At 44.3% G+C, this 20,221-nt stretch carries 19 protein-coding genes; 7 read left to right on the forward strand and 12 right to left on the reverse strand.

Annotated elements, in window-relative coordinates; all coding sequences use genetic code 11:
* Complete coding sequence (locus ACK8OT_RS14305) at positions 1 to 441, forward strand: DoxX family protein (protein ID WP_410197205.1); 441 nt, start codon at positions 1 to 3, stop codon at positions 439 to 441.
* A 45-nt stretch (positions 442 to 486) separates the two neighbouring features.
* On the opposite strand, the gene ACK8OT_RS14310 is transcribed toward ACK8OT_RS14305, so the two are convergent.
* Together ACK8OT_RS14310 and ACK8OT_RS14315 are read right to left on the reverse strand one after the other, a co-directional pair.
* Positions 487 to 1,164, reverse strand: a complete 678-nt coding sequence (locus tag ACK8OT_RS14310) for a MaoC family dehydratase (protein ID WP_410197206.1) — start codon at positions 1,162 to 1,164, stop codon at positions 487 to 489.
* A gap of 314 nt (positions 1,165 to 1,478) precedes the next feature.
* The gene (locus tag ACK8OT_RS14315) at positions 1,479 to 1,970 is read right to left on the reverse strand and encodes a methylated-DNA--[protein]-cysteine S-methyltransferase (protein WP_410197207.1); all 492 of its coding nucleotides are present in this window, start codon (positions 1,968 to 1,970) and stop codon (positions 1,479 to 1,481) included.
* 1,063 nt (positions 1,971 to 3,033) lie between these two features.
* Between ACK8OT_RS14315 and ACK8OT_RS14320 the strand changes: the two genes are divergently transcribed.
* A complete protein-coding gene (locus ACK8OT_RS14320) occupies positions 3,034 to 3,351 on the forward strand; it encodes a DUF496 family protein (RefSeq protein WP_410197208.1) in 318 nt (105 codons plus the stop codon).
* A 301-nt stretch (positions 3,352 to 3,652) separates the two neighbouring features.
* On the forward strand, positions 3,653 to 4,447 hold the full coding sequence (locus tag ACK8OT_RS14325; RefSeq protein ID WP_410197209.1) for a tetratricopeptide repeat protein: 795 nt from the start codon (positions 3,653 to 3,655) through the stop codon (positions 4,445 to 4,447).
* A gap of 43 nt (positions 4,448 to 4,490) precedes the next feature.
* Here ACK8OT_RS14325 and ACK8OT_RS14330 read toward each other — a convergent pair whose 3' ends face one another.
* The 4 genes from ACK8OT_RS14330 to ACK8OT_RS14345 all read right to left on the reverse strand — a co-directional run bounded on the left by ACK8OT_RS14330 (position 4,491) and on the right by ACK8OT_RS14345 (position 10,062).
* Positions 4,491 to 5,117 carry an HAD family hydrolase gene (locus tag ACK8OT_RS14330; protein ID WP_410197210.1) on the reverse strand — a complete coding sequence of 209 codons (627 nt, stop codon included), beginning with the start codon at positions 5,115 to 5,117 and terminating at the stop codon, positions 4,491 to 4,493.
* Between the two features lie 67 nt (positions 5,118 to 5,184).
* Complete coding sequence (locus ACK8OT_RS14335; RefSeq protein ID WP_410197211.1) at positions 5,185 to 8,409, reverse strand: DEAD/DEAH box helicase; 3,225 nt, start codon at positions 8,407 to 8,409, stop codon at positions 5,185 to 5,187.
* A 140-nt stretch (positions 8,410 to 8,549) separates the two neighbouring features.
* Positions 8,550 to 9,350, reverse strand: a complete 801-nt coding sequence (locus tag ACK8OT_RS14340) for a M48 family metallopeptidase (RefSeq protein WP_410197212.1) — start codon at positions 9,348 to 9,350, stop codon at positions 8,550 to 8,552.
* A 157-nt stretch (positions 9,351 to 9,507) separates the two neighbouring features.
* The gene (locus ACK8OT_RS14345; protein WP_410197213.1) at positions 9,508 to 10,062 is read right to left on the reverse strand and encodes a PadR family transcriptional regulator; all 555 of its coding nucleotides are present in this window, start codon (positions 10,060 to 10,062) and stop codon (positions 9,508 to 9,510) included.
* A 189-nt stretch (positions 10,063 to 10,251) separates the two neighbouring features.
* Here ACK8OT_RS14345 and ACK8OT_RS14350 point away from each other — a divergent pair, with 189 nt between their 5' ends.
* From ACK8OT_RS14350 to ACK8OT_RS14365, 4 genes are all read left to right on the forward strand, one after another.
* Positions 10,252 to 10,788 (forward strand): cation:proton antiporter domain-containing protein, encoded by a 537-nt coding sequence (locus tag ACK8OT_RS14350; RefSeq protein ID WP_410197214.1) that lies wholly within the window; start codon positions 10,252 to 10,254, stop codon positions 10,786 to 10,788.
* Positions 10,775 to 11,959, forward strand: a complete 1,185-nt coding sequence (locus ACK8OT_RS14355; protein ID WP_410197264.1) for a cation:proton antiporter domain-containing protein — start codon at positions 10,775 to 10,777, stop codon at positions 11,957 to 11,959. Before ACK8OT_RS14350 ends, ACK8OT_RS14355 begins: the two co-directional genes overlap by 14 nt.
* Before the next feature lie 323 nt (positions 11,960 to 12,282).
* Positions 12,283 to 14,040 carry a Na/Pi cotransporter family protein gene (locus ACK8OT_RS14360; protein WP_410197215.1) on the forward strand — a complete coding sequence of 586 codons (1,758 nt, stop codon included), beginning with the start codon at positions 12,283 to 12,285 and terminating at the stop codon, positions 14,038 to 14,040.
* Positions 14,041 to 14,301: 261 nt separating this feature from the next.
* Positions 14,302 to 15,489, forward strand: a complete 1,188-nt coding sequence (locus ACK8OT_RS14365; protein ID WP_410197216.1) for a molecular chaperone DnaJ — start codon at positions 14,302 to 14,304, stop codon at positions 15,487 to 15,489.
* A gap of 62 nt (positions 15,490 to 15,551) precedes the next feature.
* On the opposite strand, the gene mnmE is transcribed toward ACK8OT_RS14365, so the two are convergent.
* The 6 genes from mnmE to ACK8OT_RS14395 all read right to left on the reverse strand — a co-directional run bounded on the left by mnmE (position 15,552) and on the right by ACK8OT_RS14395 (position 20,135).
* Positions 15,552 to 16,922: a tRNA uridine-5-carboxymethylaminomethyl(34) synthesis GTPase MnmE gene (gene mnmE, locus ACK8OT_RS14370; protein ID WP_410197217.1), complete on the reverse strand. Its 1,371-nt coding sequence runs from the start codon at positions 16,920 to 16,922 to the stop codon at positions 15,552 to 15,554.
* Between the two features lie 100 nt (positions 16,923 to 17,022).
* Positions 17,023 to 18,687, reverse strand: coding sequence for a membrane protein insertase YidC (gene yidC, locus ACK8OT_RS14375; protein ID WP_410197218.1), 1,665 nt, complete (start codon positions 18,685 to 18,687; stop codon positions 17,023 to 17,025).
* Positions 18,688 to 18,694: 7 nt separating this feature from the next.
* Positions 18,695 to 18,943, reverse strand: a complete 249-nt coding sequence (gene yidD / locus ACK8OT_RS14380; RefSeq protein ID WP_410197219.1) for a membrane protein insertion efficiency factor YidD — start codon at positions 18,941 to 18,943, stop codon at positions 18,695 to 18,697.
* Entirely contained in the window at positions 18,910 to 19,233 is a 324-nt protein-coding gene (gene rnpA, locus ACK8OT_RS14385) for a ribonuclease P protein component (RefSeq protein ID WP_410197220.1), read from the reverse strand. The genes yidD and rnpA overlap by 34 nt, the downstream gene beginning before the upstream one ends.
* Before the next feature lie 43 nt (positions 19,234 to 19,276).
* Positions 19,277 to 19,411 carry a 50S ribosomal protein L34 gene (gene rpmH, locus ACK8OT_RS14390; RefSeq protein ID WP_233072959.1) on the reverse strand — a complete coding sequence of 45 codons (135 nt, stop codon included), beginning with the start codon at positions 19,409 to 19,411 and terminating at the stop codon, positions 19,277 to 19,279.
* Between the two features lie 298 nt (positions 19,412 to 19,709).
* Positions 19,710 to 20,135, reverse strand: coding sequence for a 3-phosphoshikimate 1-carboxyvinyltransferase (locus tag ACK8OT_RS14395; RefSeq protein WP_410197221.1), 426 nt, complete (start codon positions 20,133 to 20,135; stop codon positions 19,710 to 19,712).
* Positions 20,136 to 20,221 lie beyond the last annotated feature (86 nt).

The following is a 20,221-nucleotide window of genomic DNA, read 5'->3' on the forward strand; positions in this document are numbered from 1 at the left end:
ATGCATGTTGTGATACAGAGATACGATCAAATCATTAGTGCCATTGAGCAATACCTGATCCCTGTGATTTTGCTACTGATACGTCTATGGGTGTGTTGGCTATTTTTTCGCTCAGGTATGATCAAGTTTAATAGTTGGGATAGCACCTTGTATTTATTTGAGTATGAATATCAAGTGCCGTTATTACCTTGGCTCTGGGCGGCTTATTTAGGCACTGCGGCTGAGTTGATCTTGCCTGTGTTGTTGGTGATAGGTCTATTTAGTCGATTAACCGCGTTAGCGCTTTTTGGGTTTAATATTATTGCCGTTATTTCATATCCCACGCTTTGGCCTGGTGGCTTTTACGATCATCAACTTTGGGGCTTGATGCTGCTCATCTGCGTGTTGTGGGGAGCGGGCTCGATTAGTGTTGACCGTTGGTTAATGAAGAAGAGAGCTTAGGTGAGCACAGTAATAAGCCTGTCACTTTAGACAGGCTTATCCAATTTAGAAATATAAACGAACCACTGATTCAGTCACACAAGCAGGACGGCGACAGCCTTCTATCTCGACAGAAATTTCTTTAACTAGCTCAAGACCGCGTTTAATCGGGTTTACTTTGCAAAGTCGGGTACGCGCTCGGATCCGACTACCAACTTTGACGGGGTAAGGGAAGCGAACTTGGTTTAAGCCATAATTTACCGTCATTTTCGCTGTTGGATAGCGTGGATTATTGCTATCTACACTTTCGGTAAGCACAGGCAATAGTGAAAGGGTCAAGAAACCATGGGCTATGGTTGTCTTAAACGGCGATTGCTCTTCTGCTCGAGCGGGATCTGTGTGGATCCATTGATAGTCTTGAGTGACATGAGCAAAGTCATCTATGGTCTTTTGCGTTATATCAAACCAAGGACCCACATGAATTTCTTCACCTAATTGTTGTGATAGCTGCTCTAATACCGCTTCGGCTTTAGGGTGTAGCTCGATGGTTTTATCTGTGGTGCTAGTCGTATCGTTGGAGATCAGCTGATGCTCTCTTGCCCAGTTAACTAATTGGCTATTGTGGGCTTTATTGAGAAACTCAATCCAATAGTCTCGGATAGTGGGTGATAGCCAGTCTTTTAGCTCGAACGGATTTTGTGCCAGAATTTCTTTTTTCTGTTTTAGAAAATCAACCACTTTCATATCACTAACCTATAGATTAAATTTAACATGTGTATGAGTTTACTATGAATAAGGCTGCATCATGGTTCACTCTGGTATGTATTGCTTCTCTTTTTTCACTACCTTGTAACAGCAATACTATATAGCAACAGCAATCTTGCAACTTATTTACCCAGTTTATGTACCCAGTATGACGTTGAATTGTTGTTCACTAACTTATCATAAACTATTGATTTGTTTAAAAGTAAGTGCCTTTTTTGTGATTTGTTAGAGCAAACACACGTTCATTTAGTTTCTGCTAGTGCTTATTCAGAATAGAAATGTGAAACAATATTCTACAAAACACCTTCTAGCTTTAGCAAATATTCTTTTATATCCAGTCCAGCGGAATATCCCGCTAATTTGCCTGATGTTGCGATGACACGATGACAAGGGGTGCAAATGATAAGGGGATTTTTGCCAATGGCTTGAGCGATAGCTCGCACCGCTTTGGGTTTGGCTAGTTGGTCTGCCATCCATTTATAGGTGACAGTGCTGCCGTAGGGGATTTTGCTGAGTTGCTGCCAAACTTGGCATTGAAAATCACTGCCATGTGGCGCTAAGGGAAGCGTAAACTGTTGCAGTTCACCGTTAAAATAAGCTTCAAGCTGGTTGCGAGTTTCTGCAAATAGGGCGTATTCAAGTGCGTTAGATGATTGAGCCAGTTGCTGATAATGAGGCAAGTAGGGCAGCTTTTTCTGCCGACTAAAATACAATCCGGTTAGTTTATCCTGTTCACTAAATGCGAGCATTTCTCCCGCAGTTGTATTGAATCGAGTATAAAACACGGTTAATCCCCAATAGTTGCACTGCTTACAGTGAGCTTCGCATTCTAAGCTGAATTGAGTGGTCGATGATGACTCAAATCAAATCTTTCATGATTTTTCTTTGATTATAAGCCTGAGCATAGTGCTGATGTCAGCCATACTCACAACTACTTTTTCGTTTAGTTGATAACGAGTGACGACGGCTTATGGTTTACCGCTTAGAGCCCTAGGGCGACGCATGAGGGTAAAATATTTGAGCAAAACCTTCAAACAAGTAACATTTACTTATTCGAAGTGCCGATAAATCGTCCATCAATAATGGGTGATGACTTAACTTTGCTTCGCTGCAGCAGAGATTCGTTGACCATATTTTTTAAATTAGTTTTTCCAGCTATTCATTATGCTCTTTTGTTTGTAACCATTTGGAGTATCATGTTGTAGTACTTGTTATTTATAGTTTTTTTATATTTAATATAAATATTCTCGTTATTTTATATTGTCTTGCTTTGAGCGTTTTATCGTTTTAATTGATTTTTAGAAATTAGCCGCGGGTGTTTATTTATTAGGATGGATTGTTTTATCGATATAAACGATTCTTTCTTAAATATAGGATCTTGTTTGTCGCTTTTGTTTTGAACAGGCAAGCTGGTTTTGGTTATCGTGCAACGTTTTGGGAGACACTTTAGCTAATGGGCCACCAGCTTGTTTGTTCTTCATTCAGGCAAAAAAAAGCCGGCAGGGAGAGCCGGCTAAAAAAGGAAGTAGTACTTGAACAGCCTAACCTTGCCTAGACCGGCTTGGTTAGTTTGATAAGGTGATTTTACGTCAGCTATTAATTATATCTATAAGGGAAAACCTAGATATTTTGACGGCGCATAAGTCGGTTGGCATAAGAGTAACCGAGCGGTCTTTTGTTGTTATTGTGGCCGACAAAAAGTGATATATTGATTTGGCTCTAACATGTTGTTAGGCAAATTGTGTTCTAATTGACCTAGATGCACCCGAGAAGCTTGGGTAGTTTGAGGATATACTTGCTTTGCATTCGTTAAGGTAGGTGACCGTGTTTTGCTTGATGAGGTAACAAATGAGTAACGTATTAGAATTAGTAAAAAACACACGTCGTAAGAATAAGCTAAAGCGTGAAATACTAGATAATGACAGCAAGGTTCGTGATAACCGTAAGCGTGTTGACCTATTAGATAATCTACTTGATTACATTCGCCCAGAGATGACTCAACAGGAAATCATTGAAATTGTTGAGAACATGAAAGCTGATTACGAAGATCGTGTTGATGACCACATTATTAAAGGTGCTGAATTGTCTAAAGAGCGCCGTGAAATCAACAAGAAGATCCAAGAGTTTTCTCGTTCTTCTGCGCTCAAGGCAAAAGCGAAAAGCTAAGCAATCGTAACCCTGTAGAAAGCCCTCAATGGGCTTTTTTTTCGCTTAAAATGCAGCGTTAATTGGCTCAAATAAGGCAAAAGACGGTTTTTTCCTGACATGCTTAAATTGGAATGCGCGTCTAATTGAGCTAAAATTCTGGATGAAATAGGGTTTTAAGCTCTCACCCCCTGATTTTGGCAACATAATTATATCTACAACAAGCCTAAATAACTTGTTAGATCCTAGCCCGTGACTTTGCCAAGGATGATTTGGCTTGAGGTGAGTGGGGGATGGTATTCACATTAGGAGCGTTGGGCGAATGGATTCCACTTTTGTTATTTTAGAGCGCATTGCACAAAATGCGGATTGGCCAACGACGCAATCCTGGACACAAATGCTGCAGCGTGAATTTCAGGCTGCGCTTGATTTGCTCGATGGCTATCGAGATGATCCTGAAACCCTATATCGTGCGATGAATTTGTTTATTGTGATGCCTAATGGTTGTTACGGTAAAGCCGGTGCTGCCGCTGTGTTATTGGCTGCCAGTCACTTTGAAACAAAAATGAGTAATGAGGTGTCGAATGCTATCTCTCATTGGATTGAATCAGCCAAACTCGTTAATGACAGTATCCCTGCAGTCCGAGCCATCGAAATCAACTATCTAGTGCGCGCCGAGCAAATGGAATTAGCCGCCAGTAAATTAAAAGAGCTGATTAAAATTAGCCCTGATGATTATTGGGCCTGTCGCAGCGCTCTCACATATTGGGCTGAAACGGGCGATTTGGCACAAGTTGCCATCTGGGGCAAACGCGCCGAAGAAAACGCCCATAGCTCACGTCGTTGGGAACAAGTGATTTGGCAAATGGGGGTGATAGCTCAGCAGCAAAAGCTATGGCAGCAAGCCTTGGGCTTTTATGAGCAATTACTCTCGGGCAACAGTAATGACGCGCACTTATATCTGCGTATGGCGCAGGTATTACATGCCTTGGGTGAACATAAGCGGGCGCTTGCCTACATCAAAAAAGCCATAGCCATCAAGTCCACGCCGATTGCTGAGCAACTGCAAAAAGATATCCTTAAAGCCAGTGTGTGGTGGCGCAAGCTATTACCTTAGCTATTACCTAGCTACGGTAATATCTTAAACGACTAATCAAAGCTTAGCTGCAAGGAGTAGTCTGTTTTAGCTGTAGGTTATGAGCATGGCGAAAGGCATCTGTCAGCTCAAACACACTTTGATACACCCAATCGGCTTGATCGCGATAATGTTTATTGAGGTCCGGATCATACAAGCAAGACCAGACCTTGGCATTTCTAGCGACCTCTATATCAAACCAATAATCCCCGACATATAAAAGTTCATCATGAGCGAGCCCCCATTGTTTGGCGATGATATGAATGCCTTCGGGATCGGGCTTGGCCTTACAGTCTTCACGGGTGAGCACGAGTGGAATGTTTAAGGCAAATTTATTGAGAACATAGAAACTAGCATCGCGCATGTTACGGGTGAGAATGGCGACGGGTAAGGCTAATTGCTCTAAGGTTTGCAATAATTCGGCTACCCCTGCGATGGCTTGGGCTGCTTTCGCGCCAGCCATTTCATGTTGATAAATATGCTGTTGCGCACGGGCTATTTGCTGTGGGCATTGCAAGGTCTCTAGGTGTTCTAAGATGGGGGTATTGGCAGGAAAGCGTAAATCAAGACGTAGTTGGTCAAAGTCGAGTTTCGAGTCGACTAAGGTACCATCTAAATCAAAAATGACACCTTTGATTTGGCTCAGCTCCATAATCCCTCCAAAAAATGCACTGCGCGCGTGGTTAACTAACTATAGCGCGCAGCGCATTATGTTATTGCTACATAGATTCAAAAAGCTTCAGTAATTGTTCACTATCGGTCAAAATTTGTTGCTCTGCCTCTTTCTCACCGTAAACAGCATCAGCAAGTTGTTGTTTTTGCTGTTGTAGTTTTAGAACTCTTTCTTCAACGGTTTTCTCACAGATGAGCTTGTATACAAATACCGGTTTATCTTGGCCAATACGGTAAGCTCGGTCGGTGGCTTGGTTTTCGGCTGCCGGATTCCACCAAGGATCATAATGTATTACGGTATCAGCAGCGGTTAGGTTTAACCCCACGCCACCTGCTTTTAGTGAAATCAAGAAAACCGGCACATCGCCATTTTGAAACGAGTCGATAACTTCGGCGCGCTTTTGGGTTTGCCCTGTTAGCTTAGTGTAAGGAATATTGGCGTTTTTAAACTGGTTTTCAATTAACCCCAGCATTTGCGCAAATTGTGAAAATATCAAAATGCGGCGGCCTTCTTCGAGCATTTCCGGCACGATTTCCATCAAGAAATCCAACTTAGCCGACTGGCTGATCTTTTGCGCTTGTTCGAGTTTTACTAATTTCGGATCACAACAAGCTTGGCGCATTTTTAGTAAGGCATCTAAAAACTCAATCCGACTGCGAGCTAACCCTTTGCTGGCCAATAAGCCTTGCACGCGCGATTCCATGGTCACACGAATGCTCTCATACAAGGTGCGTTGCTCGGGTGGCATCTCTATTAAATGGGTTATTTCTGTTTTCGGCGGTAATTCTTTTGCCACTTGGTCTTTGGTTCGACGCAATAGGAAAGGGGCAATCTTTTGTTTTAACCTTTGTTTGGTTTGTAAGTCACCCTCTTTCTCTATGGGCGTTCGATAGTGCTTATTAAATGCGCTTAAGTTACCTAAAAAGCCCGGCATGAGAAAATCGTAAATAGACCAAAGCTCACCAAGATGGTTTTCCATCGGGGTACCGGTTAAGCATAAACGATGATCGGTATGCAATTTCTTCACCGTTTGGGTCATTTTTGCGGTGGGATTCTTAATGACCTGTGCTTCATCCAGAATCAACTCGCTAAACTCAAATGGGGCGAGCTCTTCACTATCTCGTACTAATAACGGGTAGGTTGAAATCACGATGTCGTGATTATTGATTTCTTTAAACAGTGACTTACGCTCTGGGCCATGTAACCTAAGGGTGGTTAGGTTAGGGGTGAACTTTTTCGCCTCTGCTTCCCAGTTACCAACCAAGCTGGTTGGGCAAATAACCAAAGCGGGTTTATTAAGCTGACCTATGTCTTTGCGGTGTTGCAAAAAGGCTAAGGCTTGCACGGTTTTACCTAGACCCATGTCATCGGCCAAAATGCCGCCAAACCCGTACTCAAACAAAAAGTTTAGCCAGTTTAAGCCATCTTGTTGGTAGCCGCGCAGGGTGGCTTTTAGGTTATCTGAAGGGGCGACCTCTTGGATACCTGAAAAGTTAGCCAGTTTTTGGGCTAATTTTTTCACATGTTCGCCGCCTACCCAATGATTGATATCAGGTAGCTGGGCTAACACCGCGGCATGACTGTTAGGAAGCCTTAACGTTTGGCTGTCTTGGTTGGTTAGCTCTTCTAAAATCGCCAGAATGGGCTCTATCGATTTACGCTTAATGGTGAGCATAGCCCCATTTTTTTGCGGTAAAATCAGATCATCTTGTTGCGATTTCCAGTCGGTATGGCGCTGCAACCACTCTAATAACATCGGCAGTAAAGGCACGTTGCGGCCTTCTACTTCTATGGTCAGACCGATATCAAACCATTGGTTACTTTCGTCTATCTCTACATTCATGCCTTGAATTGGCTGTGCAGACAGATCGATGTTATCGGCAAAGTTGAGCTGCCAACCCAGCTGGGTTAAGCGCTCGCCATGTAATAGTTTAAAACCAAGCCAAAGTTCTTCTTGGCTGACTTTGTTGTTGCTATGCAAAAAGCCTTGCAGTACTTGCTTGTCTAAACGACCGGCCAGTAAATGTTGATTGGCCGGCTTTAATTGCAGGCTTTGGTATTGTTGCCATGCTAGCTGCTCTTGTTCATGCTGACGCTTGATGTGGTAGCTATGACCATTGAGACTAAAGCGCGTTTGTCGTTCTAAATACACCACATTGGGGCATAGCTTCACATCGCCATATTTAAACCAAAACTCGGCTATTAGGCTAGTTTGTCCCGTTTCTAGCGTGCCTTTACTGACGCTAAGTACCGGCGTTAATGGGGCATCTATTTCTATTTTTGGCAGCTGCACTGGAGCGGGAATCGCATCTTCAGAGAAATTAATCAGTAATTCTTGAGTAAAGTGTCTTGCTTGCTGCTCACCAAGCTCAGGTAAGTTTTGTAGCGCTTGCAACAATTGCCCATCTAGCTCACTGTCTATTGGCCCTGCGATTAAAGCGCCAGGAATGAGGTACCATGGCTGCGGCGTCGGCAGTAATTGCCATGGCTCATCAACCCCTTCGAGCTCAATGGCTAGGTGGTAATGCTGTTGCTGCTGTTGCCATGATAAGTTGAGAGGTAAGACTGAGCCTAGCTGTAAAGGGTAGGCCGTACTTTGCCAAAAACAGCGACCTGAGGTTAACATGCGTTGTAAGGCAAGGGCGTCATTTTCGGTGCAGATCAGGGTGCTTTTAAGATTGTACTTGTCGTTCTCTTTCAACAGTAACAAGCGCACTAAATTTTTATCAAAGTCGGTTAGCCAAGAATCAGACCAAGAGTAATCATTTACTAACTCTTCTAGCCGTTTGCTGCTGAATGCGCCGAAGCTGCCGTCTCGCAGCGGTTTCGCCGCGCCAACCTCAACCTGTATCTGGCCATCTTTGTTGTTGGATAAACAATAAATCGCTTTTTCTTTGCTGGTGTCGGTACTTGTTTGGCTTTGCTGAAATTGCTGTGGCAGTTGGCTAAACCAAAGCTGATAGGGATCCGCTGGCTCTAATTGCTTTTGGTAAGCGAGCAGTAAAGCAACCGCATGCTTACAGTTCCATCCCACGGGACAGGAGCATTGACTGCGAATAATCAGCTTACCGGGTTGATTGCTGGCTTTTACTTCGACATTGGTACTGTAGGTGACGTCTTTATCTGTCCCTGTGAGGCTACCAATGAGCTTATCTAATTCAGGGCTATATTTGCACTTTTGTACCAAGCCATCGGTGAACACTTTTTGGCCGCGATCAAAGGTCGGGGTGCCAAAGCTATTTCGTATGTCTTTTTCCGAATAATCCAACATGGTACTGGGCATCACTCTCAATGTTTTTCAGGAAATGGGCTCGATTATAGCGCTATTTAGGCCAAGAGTGGGAATTGTCTTTAGCAAGACAGCGCAGTTAGCGCTGCCTTTGCTGTTGATGCTGAAAAGCTAGCGGGAGATTAAGGCTGGATGCAGCTTGGTTTTTTATTTCGAGCGGGTGGCAGAGTGGTTATTTTCCGTTGTAAATCTTGGATCCGAGTATTGTGTGACGGATGAGTAGAAAATAGCTCAGGGGGATTGCTACCTTGTGCTTCTTTAGCCATGTTTAGCCATAGCTGGACACTTTCATTTGGGTTAAAACCAGCTTGAGCCATTAATTCTAACCCCAGCATGTCCGATTCAGACTCTTGCGCTCGGCCATAAGGTAATAAAATACCTACTTGAGCTCCCAATCCTAAGCCCGCCATGGCCATATTATGATATTGGCTGGAACTCAGTGCTGCGCTAGAGAGCTGCAAGCCTAAATTGGTAAGTTGGGTTTGCGATAAGCGCTCATTACTGTGGTTGGCCAGTACGTGTGCCACTTCATGGCCAATCACAGTCGCCAGTTGGTCTTGGTTTTTGGCTACCTTAAGTAATCCGGTAAACACCCCTATTTTTCCGCCTGGCAGGGCGAAGGCATTAACTTGTTCACTGTCAAATACCACGACTTCCCAGTTTGCATAGCCTGCTTGTGGCGGCACTTGCTTGATGATGGCGTTGGCCACACAGCCCACGTATTGGTTGGTTTTAGTGTCCTTGTTAATCGGTAACTGCCGTTTCATTTCTGCAAATGATTGCTCGCCTAACTGTGACATTTCTGCGTTAGAGAACATGATGATTTGATTACGCCCGGTCGGTGATGTGGAACAGCCAGACAGAAATAGCGCGGCACTGAGTAAGCCAAGGGGAAGATAATATTTACCTAATACTGCAAACATGGTGAGTCCTTTGCCATTGTTATGATGATCGCTTTAAGCATAACAAAGACCATGACGATACGACTAGCATCATGATCTTTGTTAGTGGAGATTAAGTTTAAAATAGCTAGGGATTTAGGCCTTGTTGGATGGTTTACCGTACCTTGGCCGGTTTCGGTTAAGCTTGTTCTTGCTCGGCTAGCTGTTCTAGCTCAGGGAGCACGGCTTGCGCCCAAGATAACCAGGCCTGTTCCATAATGATACCGCGCTGCAAACTCAGATAGGCGAGTTTTTCTCCTTTGCTGAGAAGGGTTTTATCTACCGGAAAGTGATCAAGATAGCTTTCTAATCGAGCCAAGGATTCTCCATGCTCTTGCTGTAGCCGTACTATGTCGTTTTTGATGGATGTCGCGTTGGCGCATTCCCCTGCCATAAACTTGGCGAGAAAAGGGGAGTTAAGCAGGCGCTCCGAAGTAGGCTGTGCAAGCCATTGCTCTAATGATTGCTGACCTTTGGGTGTGACCTTATAGATTTTTTTATCAGGTTTGCCTTGTTGCGCCTGTTCTATGCAGCTTATCAGGCCTTCATCCGCCATTTTTTTTAGTTCGCGATATATTTGCTGGTGGCTGGCTTGCCAAAAGTTAGCTGACTTTTCGTCATACTCTTTGGCTAGCTCGTATCCCGTCATATCCCCTTTTTGTAAGGTAATTAACAATACGTTTTTTAGGCTCATGTTTGGCTCTTTATTATGATTAGACTTGTTAATAATAACGAATTCATCCAATTTGTTCGAGCGCTGAGTAGCGCAATTGTGGCAGGTCGTTTCTAGTTGATAGGCTTAATATTATATGGCTATGTTGAATCAGTTAGCGGTATTATTCAGCCCAATAACTCCCTTTCTACACAAGACTTAGGTGTAACCATGGAACTTTCGTCAGTTCTAATCGCTATCATTGCTTTTTTAGCTGTTGCTGTAGTTTGTATCAGTATTTTTGAAAAGCTAGGTTTTGGTGCCATCCTGGGATTCATTATTACAGGAGTCATTTTAGGGCCAAACACTCCAGGCTTAGTTCCAATTGAAGGTGTTGATGAATTACAAAGCATCTCTGAGCTGGGGGTGGTGTTGTTTATGTTCACCGTTGGACTTGAAATGCAACCGCAAAAAGTATGGTCGATGCGCCGGCTTATTTTTGGTTTAGGCTCGGCTCAAATGATAGTGACGGCAGCCTGCTTAGCTACCTTGTTTATCTTTCTTTACGGCCTTAATTGGGAGTCTTCAATCATCATTAGCCTCGCTTTGGCAATGTCATCTACGGCGATTGTTATGGCGACATTGGGTGAGAGAGGTGAGGTTAACACTGAACATGGTAAAACCACATTTTCTGTTTTGATGGCGCAAGATTTATGGATCGTTCCTGTCATGGCGTTAGTGCCTATCTTGGCTCATAACCGCGACTGATCAAGCTACGCCATGGTTCGATAAAGGATTACAGGTATTAGGTGTTTTAGCGGGTATTTTCTTCATTGGTCGTTACTTATTGCCCTTTTTTCTTGGTCGCTTGGCACACAGAAGACAAATGGATGTCTTTGGCGTGTTGGTCTTTTTGGCTATCTTATCTGCGGCCTGGGCGGTTGATCATGTAGGAGTCTCAATGACTCTCGGGTCGTTCCTACTGGGGATGCTGTTGTCTGCTTCGGATTACCGTTTTCAAATTGAATCTATGGTTAGCCCATTTAAGCAAACTCTAATGGCTCTCTTTTTTATCTCGGTGGGGATGTCCATTGATGTGGGGGCGATTGTTCAAGATTGGCAAAAATTGCTGATTTTTGTACCTCTTGTCTTGCTGGTAAAAGGCTTAGTGCTCGCTGGGCTGGTGGTTTTGTTTGGTTTACGGCGCTCGGTCGCAATAAAAACAGGCTTTTATTTATCCCAAGTGGGTGAGTTTTCATTCGTGTTATTGGCAACGGCCACCCTTGCAGGCCTGTTAACGGATACTGGACACTCTTTAGCTATGCTGGTGGTGGCAACCAGTATGATCTTAACGCCTTTAATGGTGAAATTGGGAAATCGGCTAGCTGACAAGTTCAGTACAGCACCGAGTTTCCAAAATACGGTATCTCAACCGTTAGAAAAGCATGTCGTTATTGTTGGGTACGACGAAGTTGGCCAGCTGATAGATTTAATGCTAGATAAAGCAGGCATTCCCCATATAGCGTTTGAGCGTGATATCGATGTGGTCATTAAAGGTAAGAAAATAGGCCGAAATGTTCATTATGGCGATATGTATAGTTCTATAACACAAGACGCGGCAGGGCTTAATAAGGCTTCTGCTATCTATATTTCCGTACGTGATATAGAGCGTGCCAAAGCCTTGGCGGTCACATTGCATAGCTTTTATCCCTCATTGGATATTTTCGTTCGAGTTGGTACGTTAAAAGAGCAGAGCGATTTAGTGGCCAAAGGCATCAAAAATGCGGGTACTGGGTATATTGAGAGCACGTTGATCAGGGGATCTGTGTTATTGAAGCAGTTAGGGATTACAGAAAGTGAAGTGATACAACTGGTGTCTTCTCTACAAACGGATAATTACGATTTGATACGTACTGAATATGCCAAGTTTGATGGTTAATTTGTAAATTGAATAGTTATAAATTGAAGATGACTGGGGGTGTTTTACGCCCCCTTTTAATTAAGTTGCAGCGAAAGAGCGCCACTAAAATTCGCGTAGTTCACTATGTTACATAGGCGCAGCCGATAACGACACCTTTGTATTATCTCCTTCAATAAGCGCTACAAAAACAAGCTTGAAAGATTAGCTAGTCATCGTAAATGTTGCTCAATTAATAAATATATTATCCCCCAACATTTTGCTGAAGGTTTGATAATAAAGGGGAAACTCGTCTTGGCGACAGCTACACTAAAAGATATTAGTTGTCATGGGGAGTGTTGTTGATGATTCGATTACTGCTTATCGTGTGTTGTCTGATTGTTCCCGCAGCAATGGCAGAGACAAACAATGATCCCTTAAATTATCCAACCATGCTGATGGGGTTGTTTGGTGGCTTAGCCATGTTTTTATACGGCATGGAAAAAATGACGCAAGCCTTAAGCCGCGCCGCCGGTAGTCGAATGAAATATGTGTTAGCCAAGCTGACCACGCATCGTGTCAGTGGTGTCTTAACCGGGGCTGGGCTAACCGCAGTGATCCAATCTTCATCGGTGACCACGGTGCTGGTGGTGGGGTTTGTAAGTGCTGGGTTAATGTCATTAAACCAAGCAGTTGGCATTATCATGGGGGCTAATATTGGCACCACCATCACCGCGCAAATCATCGCGTTTAAGGTCACACAAGTCGCACTGGCATTTATTGCTTTGGGGTTTATTTACCAAGTGTTGGCAAAAACGGAAAGTGGCAAAAACTACAGCAATATTATTTTGGGTTTGGGGCTGTTGTTTTTAGGCATGAATACCATGAGCGATGCCATGTCACCGCTGCGTACCTTTGCTCCTTTTGTTGATTTTATGGCGCGCATGAACAACCCCTTATTTGCCATTATGATAGCGGCATTGTTCACCGCCTTGGTGCAGTCTTCCTCTGCGACCACCGGGATCGTGATTGTTTTGGCGACACAAGGTTTTGTTAGTTTAGAGTCGGGGATAGCCATGGCGATGGGAGCCAATGTCGGTACTTGTGTGACCGCCGTGCTGGCCGCGATAGGTAAATCTGCAGAGTCTAAACAAGCGGCAGGGCTCCACCTCTTATTCAATATTTTTGGCGTGCTGATTTGGTTGCCTTTGCTTGCTGTGCTGGCTTCATTCGCGACGTCTATTTCGCCGAGTTATCCTGATTTGGTTGGCATGGAGCGGCTGGCTGTTGAAACGCCGCGGCAGATCGCCAATGCCAATACCATTTTTAATGTCATGAATACGATCATCATGTTGCCGTTTAGTCACTTGTTTGTGTTGGCGGTAAAAAAACTGGTGCCACAGCCCGAGAGCACTAAACAACAACGTAGTTTGGCGTTGAAATATGTCAGAGAGGATTTTTTAGCGACGCCAGATATCGCCCTAGAGCAAGCTAATTTGGAGGTTTCTCGAGTGGGTCGGCGGGTGGTCAATATGCTTAATGCCATGCCGCCATTGGCTCAGCCAATGCAAAGCGCAGACGATAAACAACAGGTTCGTGAAACCTTGCGTAACATCGAAAAGATTGAAGATGAAGTGGATCTACTGCACGGTAAAATTTTGCGTTACCTTGGTCAATTGCGTCAATTTCCGCTAACAGAAGTACAAAGTAAGCAGCAAATAAACTTGGTTAGTATTACCGATCATCTTGAAAACATAGCGGATACCGTGGTTAATGTGCTGTTGCCGCTAAGCTATCACACCTTGGAATCAAACCTGATGGCGAGTAATGAAATGCGTACAGTGTTAGATACAACACAAAGTCGGGTGCGAGAAGCCTTGCTCGATAGTGTGAATGCGATACGACGCAACGACGATCAGCTGGCCGAAAACGTACTCAGTGCTAAGCGTGAAATCAATGTGCTGCTAGAAAAAGTACTGGCCCGGCAAGCTGAGCGATTAGTGCAAAATACCGACGAGAGATTAGATATCTTTAGAGCGCAAATGGAATGGGTTAACGGCCTTAAGCATATATACACCCTAAGCAAACGCATCGCTAAGTTACAGTTGCGTAAGGCGAATTAACCTGAGCTTTGGATAAGCTATATGGTATGAATAATCCGCAAAAACGCGGTGAATATGTCCCTATACGCTCTGCGTTTTCATCCCTGAAAACGAAGCTTTGCAACTTATTCATACGATATTTATTGGCTGGCTCCATTAACCAGAATTGAGGTAAATTAGAGCCAAACAAACTCATCCTATCATTCGGAATGTTTGGTTCTTTAGCTTCGCCTATTAGTTTAGTAAGCTATTGCGCTTGACTCTTTATCAATAGTGCCTGCCATGACAGCCATGACCATCTCTGCTTTAACCAGCAGTAAACCTGCGGCCAATAAGTTACACAAACTATGGGCTGATGTAGAAAAAAAACAGCAACGCAATGAGCGTTATAAAGCCAAGCTCGATGAGTTTTACAACACTTTCAAACAGCAAGTGGCGGCAGAGGAGCAGGGGGTTTGTGTTGCAACCCAAGATTGGATCTTACACCTGATTAGCTTTATCCCGCGCAAATCCATCAAGGGTGAAAAGCGAGAAGCCTTGTATGATTGGATTGCTGAGGAAATCGATATTCTCGAAGCAAATCCCTTTAACCCGATAAAAATCAGTACGCTGCGTGAAGCGTTTAGCCAAGGCTTAGTTAAACAGCCTGAGCATAATATTGACGATATCCCGATGGAGCAGGTGGACCAATTAAGGGATGAATTATCAGATATGTTTGGCGAAACACTGCCCATAAGTGACGAAGAATTTAAGCAACTGCTCAAGGAGCCTGCTAAGTTTCAGGAATTTATCGAAGATCTATTGAGACAAAGAGAGCAAGCATGGGCTGAAGAGTTAGGGGATGATGTTGATGATTTTGAGTTTGAATGGGACGACCCGTTTGCTGAATCTGAATATTTTGACAAAGGTGTAACCAATGACGATGCCGCTAAAGCCGGGTCGTTATTTGGGGCCAAACAAATGGTCAAGTTATATCGCCAACTCGCTAAAATCTTACACCCAGATCGCGAGCTTGACTCCGCCAAAAAGACCGAGAAAAAAGCCTTAATGCAGCAGCTTTCACAGGCCAAAAAAGCCAAAGATCCTCTTGCTCTACTATTGCTAGCCCAGCAGCATTTGCCTGAGCATAACTTGGAGCTTGATAGCAAGTTGATAAAGCAGCTAGAGGCGGCTTTAAGAAACAAGATCAGCCTGCTCAATGATGAGCATAAGCAAATGCAGCATGGCGGCAGTATTGAAAGCAGAATTTGGCAGAAATTTGGTGGTGGTAGCAAGGCCTCACGTGAGCATACTCTAGATGACTATCGACATGCTTTGCTGGTGGAAACCCAAGAGCTAAATTCCAAGCGTTTAAAGACGACATCAGTCAAAGCGCTGAATATATTGCTAAATCAGCGTATGCAGCGCAAGCTTTTTGCTCACACTTTGTTTGAATCAGATGAGTTTAACTTGTTTGATATGTTTGACTGATAACTGAGTAAGGCAGCTGATTGATGTCTGCTGCCTTAGGTTATGCAAAAAGGTGATCGGACTTATTTTCCGATACAAAAGCTCGAGAAAATCCGCGTTAGCAGGTCGTCACTGGTAAATTCGCCAGTGATTTCGCTGAGCGCTTCTTGGGCTAAACGTAATTCTTCTGCAAGCAGTTCTCCCGCCATATAGACTTCTAATTGCTCTTTGCCGTTATCAACATGATGGCTGGCGATATTGAGCGCCTCGAGGTGGCGACGACGGGCCATAAAGCCACCTTCGGTATTGCCTTGATAGCCCATGATTTCCTTTAAGTGGTTGCGTAGTGCATCTAAGCCCAGTCCTGTTTTGGCGCTAATGCGATAAACCGGATGGCCGTGATCTTCGGTTATGGCTAAGGTTTCACCGGTTAAATCGGCTTTGTTGCGCACCACTGTCATGCCTATATTAGTGGGCAAGCGCTCGACAAAGTCGGGCCAGATTTTAGCCGGGTCGAGTTCATCGGTAGTGGTGCCATCAAGCATAAACAATACCCGATCAGCATTATTGATTTCTTGCCAAGCGCGCTCGATACCGATTTGCTCCACCACGTCTGGGCTTTCACGTAAACCAGCCGTGTCTATGATATGCAGCGGCATGCCATCAATATGGATATGCTCGCGTAATACATCACGCGTGGTGCCCGCAATTTCGGTGACAATGGCCGCTTCCTTGCCGGCTAGGGCATTGAGTAAGCTTGATTTACCGGCATTAGGGCGTCCAGCTATCACCACCTTCATGCCTTCTCGCATAATGGCACCTTGCTTGGCCTGATCTTGTACCTTGGCTAGCTGGTCGATAATGTCATATAGCTGAGCTTGAATGTGGCCATCGGATAAAAAGTCGACCCCTTCTTCATCGGGGAAGTCGATGGCGGCTTCAACGTAGATACGTAGGTGAATCAGAGCTTCAACCAATTGATTAATTTTATTGGAAAATTCGCCCTGTAATGAATGCAGTGCGCTTTTAGCCGCTTGCTCTGAGGTGGCTTCGATTAAGTCGGCAATGGCTTCGGCTTGGGCTAGATCTAGCTTGTCGTTCATAAAGGCGCGTTCAGAAAATTCACCCGGTCGAGCGGTGCGCACCCCAGGTATTTGCAAAATACGCTTGATCAACATGTCCATCACGATCGGGCCGCCGTGACCTTGCAGCTCTAATACATCTTCGCCGGTAAACGAATACGGCCCTTTAAACAACAGGGCGATACCTTCATCCAGCGCTTGATTATCTTGGTCTAGAAAAGGCAGATATTCGGCATAACGCACGCGAGGCTGTTTGCCTAACACTATTTCTGCGACCTGCTCACAAGCTGGGCCTGAAACACGAATAATGCCGACGCCGCCGCGTCCAGGAGGAGTGGCTTGCGCCACAATAGTGTCGATTGAGTTCATCAATAATGCCTGCTGAAAAAGGTTTTGTTTATTATACGTAGTTAGTAACAAAAAAGGAGCCAATCGGCTCCTTGTTTTGCTATCGGTTAATGACGCGTTAGCGCTAAGCCGTAGCGTTCTTACCTAAGCCTTTCTTGTCTAATTCACGGAAAATTAGCCATTGTTGTAGCAAGGTCACTAGGTTACTCATTAGCCAGTAAAGCACTAGACCTGAAGGGAAGAACAAGAAGAATGCCGTAAATACCACTGGCATATATTGCATGATCTTAGCCTGCATTGGATCTTGAATCGTGGTTGGTGACATCTTTTGGATAAAGAACATACTGATACCCATTAAGATAGGTAATACGAAGTATGGGTCTTGTACCGAAAGGTCAGTGATCCAGCCAAAGAAAGGCGCATGACGCAGTTCTACCGATTCCATTAATGACCAGTAAAGGGCAATAAAGATAGGCATTTGTAGCAAGATAGGTAAACAGCCACCCAGTGGGTTTACTTTCTCTTTCTTGTAAAGCTCCATCATGCCTTGTGATACTTTCTGCTTGTCTTCACCGTAGCGGTCACGTAGCTGTTGGATCTTAGGCTGTAGCAAACGCATTTTAGCCATCGAGGTGTACTGTGCTTTGGTTAGCGGGTACATCACACCTTTCACCGCAAAGGTGACTAAGATAATCGCTACACCCCAGTTACCTACAATACCTTGGAAGAATAACAGCAGCTGGAATAACGGCTGAGCAATAAACCATAACCAACCGTAGTCTACAGTCAGGTCTAAGTGTTTGCCTACCGCGGCCATTTCATCTTGCAGCTTTGGACCAACCCATAGTTTAGTGCTAAGAGTGGCTTGTTCGCCCGCGTTAACCACTTGAGCTGGCGCGGTGAAGCCAATTGCCGCATCGCCACCAATCACTCGGCTGTAAATACGGTTTTGTTGTTCTTCACTTGGCACAAAAGCAGACACAAAATAATGCTCAAGCATCGCCACATAACCACCGTTAGTGTTGATGTTTAAGTTTTTATCTTGCATGTCATCAAATGAATATTTCTGATAACGCGTATCCGTCGCTGGCGCTGAGTAAGCTCCGCCACGGTACACTGGCATAACTAGGCTGCCACCAGAAGGTTGAATCGTTTGTTTTAGTTGACCATAAAGAGTCAAACTGACAGGCGCATCTGAGTTGTTAACTACTTGGTAATCAACGTCAACTTCGTAAGTCCCTTTAAGTAGAGTAAAGGTCTTAACATATTTCACGCCGTTTTCGGCGGTGAAGAAAAGCTGTGCAGAAACCTTGTCTTCGCCTTCAGCAAGAACAAAAGCATCTTGTTTGGTGGTGTAGTGAGGACGACCTTTCGGGCTGGCATCTGGACCTTGGCCTGTTAAACCACTTTGCGCAATATAGGTATTACCTTGCTCACTTTTTAGTAGCTTAAAGGGAGCTGGCTCATCCTGAACTTCTGGGTACAACAGCAAGTCAGCTTCAACGATGTCGCCGCCAACGGTATCTATGACTAACTTAAGAGTATCACTCTCAAGTGTAATGCGTTTGTGAGCAGAGGTACCTGATTCAACAGGAACATCTTGGTTGGTATCAGCAGATGCAGCAGGCACGTCAGCACTTAAATTAGTGCTAGTTGGCACGCTCGCTGATTGTGTAGCGGCAACGGCTGGTTGTTCTGGTTGCGGATTCTTAAATTCTGTCCAAGCGACAAAAAGTAAGTAACTGACAAACAGTAGACCAATAAGTAAAAAATTACGTTGAGATTCCATAATTTAGTTAATCTCTTTTGTTGGGTTTAGGAACGGGGTCGTACCCACCAGGGTTTAAAGGGTGACATTTTATAAGACGTTTGCCCGCTAACCAACAACCTTTTACCAATCCGTGCGTTTTAATTGCCTCAATTGCGTAGTGAGAGCAAGTTGGATGGAATCGACAGCGTGGACCAAGCAGTGGACTAATAAGTATCTGATAGGATTTTATTAAGCCTATGGCTAACCATTGCAACGGCGAACTATTCTTTGCCATAGTTTACCTATTAGTTTAGCCAACTCTTCATTTGTCAGGTTACCGCAGCCACCTTTGGCGATGACAACCAGATCGACAGCGGGTAATTGATGCTGATGAATACGAAAGCTCTCTCGCGCCACTCGTTTTACTCGGTTTCGGCCAACAGCAAGTTTGATGTGCTTTTTGGGTATAGCAAGACCTAGTCTAGGATGATTCAGACCATTAGGTTTAGCGAGTATAGTAATGTGTGGGGATGAAGCTGGAATTGGGTCTTTGAAGACGTTTTTGAATTGCTCGGGAGTTAACAAACGTAACTCCCGATTGAACGATAAATTAATCACGTCTGATTAATTATGCGCTCAGGCGTGCGCGGCCTTTAGCACGACGACGAGCTAGCACTTGACGACCGCCTTTGGTCGCTTTGCGAGCACGAAAGCCGTGAGAACGCTTACGCTTAAGATTGCTTGGTTGAAAAGTACGTTTCATGGTTCTTTCCGTTATCAGTTAACTGTACAGTTGGCTTTCGTTCATAATGCTGTGAATGACATTATGTCAGTTGGCCTCAAAAAAGAGGGCGAATTCTATACCTTGAACTAGGTCAAGTCAATTTAAATGCCATCATCTGGGTGAATTTTATTCAAAATAAAATTCGCCTTTCAAATACACCTTTATATAGAGGTCATATTTTAGTGCAGAGAAAGTGCGCGAGATTATATAGTGATTTAGTAATTAAGCAAGGATCCAAAGGATCGTCTTGACACTTAGTTTATGGAGATAAGGATCATCAGTTAAGCCAAGTGGTTTTAAACCAGTCCCAAACACCAAACGAAAATCCTGGGATCAGATCGATTCCCGCAGCCGATTTGAGCAGGTACAAGATCAAAATACCTAAGCCTGTACAAAAACATAAGAATAAGCTCAGCATGCCAGCTTGGATCAAGCGGGAAATATGACGCTCACGACGAGTTAACTCGCGTCTGTTTCGTCCGGCTAAAAATACATAATAGTAGCGCCAACGCAGCAATTTGACCGTGCCGCGCAGGTCTATTTTATGATTGCCCCAACTGCGTGCGCCCAATGCCACCTTTAAGTGGATCAATTGTTCATCGGTAAAACTGTCGTGAAGATCTTCTGGAATGCGCTCTAATAGATTTTGTACAAAAGGATCTTGTTTGATCGAACCTTTGATTTTATGCGGAGTGGGCTCCATCTCACTGAATCCTATGGGCTAATTTGTTGTTATCATAAACACTTGTGTGGGGCAGGTAAACTCGCTATGCAAACATTGCTCGCGGG

This window comes from Motilimonas thetidivivens, from assembly GCF_046452435.1.
Taxonomy (GTDB): Bacteria; Pseudomonadota; Gammaproteobacteria; order Enterobacterales; family CBDFNC01; genus Motilimonas.

Bases quoted from the DNA above. Each gene is read 5' to 3' on its own strand.
- ACK8OT_RS14360 (WP_410197215.1), top strand. From the start codon at position 12,283: ATGATTCGATTACTGCTTATCGTGTGTTGTCTGATTGTTCCCGCAGCA.
- ACK8OT_RS14335 (WP_410197211.1), bottom strand. From the start codon at position 8,409: ATGTTGGATTATTCGGAAAAAGACATACGAAATAGCTTTGGCACCCCG.
- yidC (WP_410197218.1), bottom strand. From the start codon at position 18,687: ATGGAATCTCAACGTAATTTTTTACTTATTGGTCTACTGTTTGTCAGT.
- ACK8OT_RS14320 (WP_410197208.1), top strand. From the start codon at position 3,034: ATGAGTAACGTATTAGAATTAGTAAAAAACACACGTCGTAAGAATAAG.
- rpmH (WP_233072959.1), bottom strand. From the start codon at position 19,411: ATGAAACGTACTTTTCAACCAAGCAATCTTAAGCGTAAGCGTTCTCAC.
- ACK8OT_RS14310 (WP_410197206.1), bottom strand. From the start codon at position 1,164: ATGAAAGTGGTTGATTTTCTAAAACAGAAAAAAGAAATTCTGGCACAA.
- ACK8OT_RS14330 (WP_410197210.1), bottom strand. From the start codon at position 5,117: ATGGAGCTGAGCCAAATCAAAGGTGTCATTTTTGATTTAGATGGTACC.
- yidD (WP_410197219.1), bottom strand. From the start codon at position 18,943: ATGGCAAAGAATAGTTCGCCGTTGCAATGGTTAGCCATAGGCTTAATA.
- ACK8OT_RS14350 (WP_410197214.1), top strand. From the start codon at position 10,252: ATGGAACTTTCGTCAGTTCTAATCGCTATCATTGCTTTTTTAGCTGTT.
- ACK8OT_RS14395 (WP_410197221.1), bottom strand. From the start codon at position 20,135: ATGGAGCCCACTCCGCATAAAATCAAAGGTTCGATCAAACAAGATCCT.
- ACK8OT_RS14365 (WP_410197216.1), top strand. From the start codon at position 14,302: ATGACAGCCATGACCATCTCTGCTTTAACCAGCAGTAAACCTGCGGCC.
- ACK8OT_RS14340 (WP_410197212.1), bottom strand. From the start codon at position 9,350: ATGTTTGCAGTATTAGGTAAATATTATCTTCCCCTTGGCTTACTCAGT.
- ACK8OT_RS14325 (WP_410197209.1), top strand. From the start codon at position 3,653: ATGGATTCCACTTTTGTTATTTTAGAGCGCATTGCACAAAATGCGGAT.
- ACK8OT_RS14305 (WP_410197205.1), top strand. From the start codon at position 1: ATGCATGTTGTGATACAGAGATACGATCAAATCATTAGTGCCATTGAG.
- ACK8OT_RS14345 (WP_410197213.1), bottom strand. From the start codon at position 10,062: ATGAGCCTAAAAAACGTATTGTTAATTACCTTACAAAAAGGGGATATG.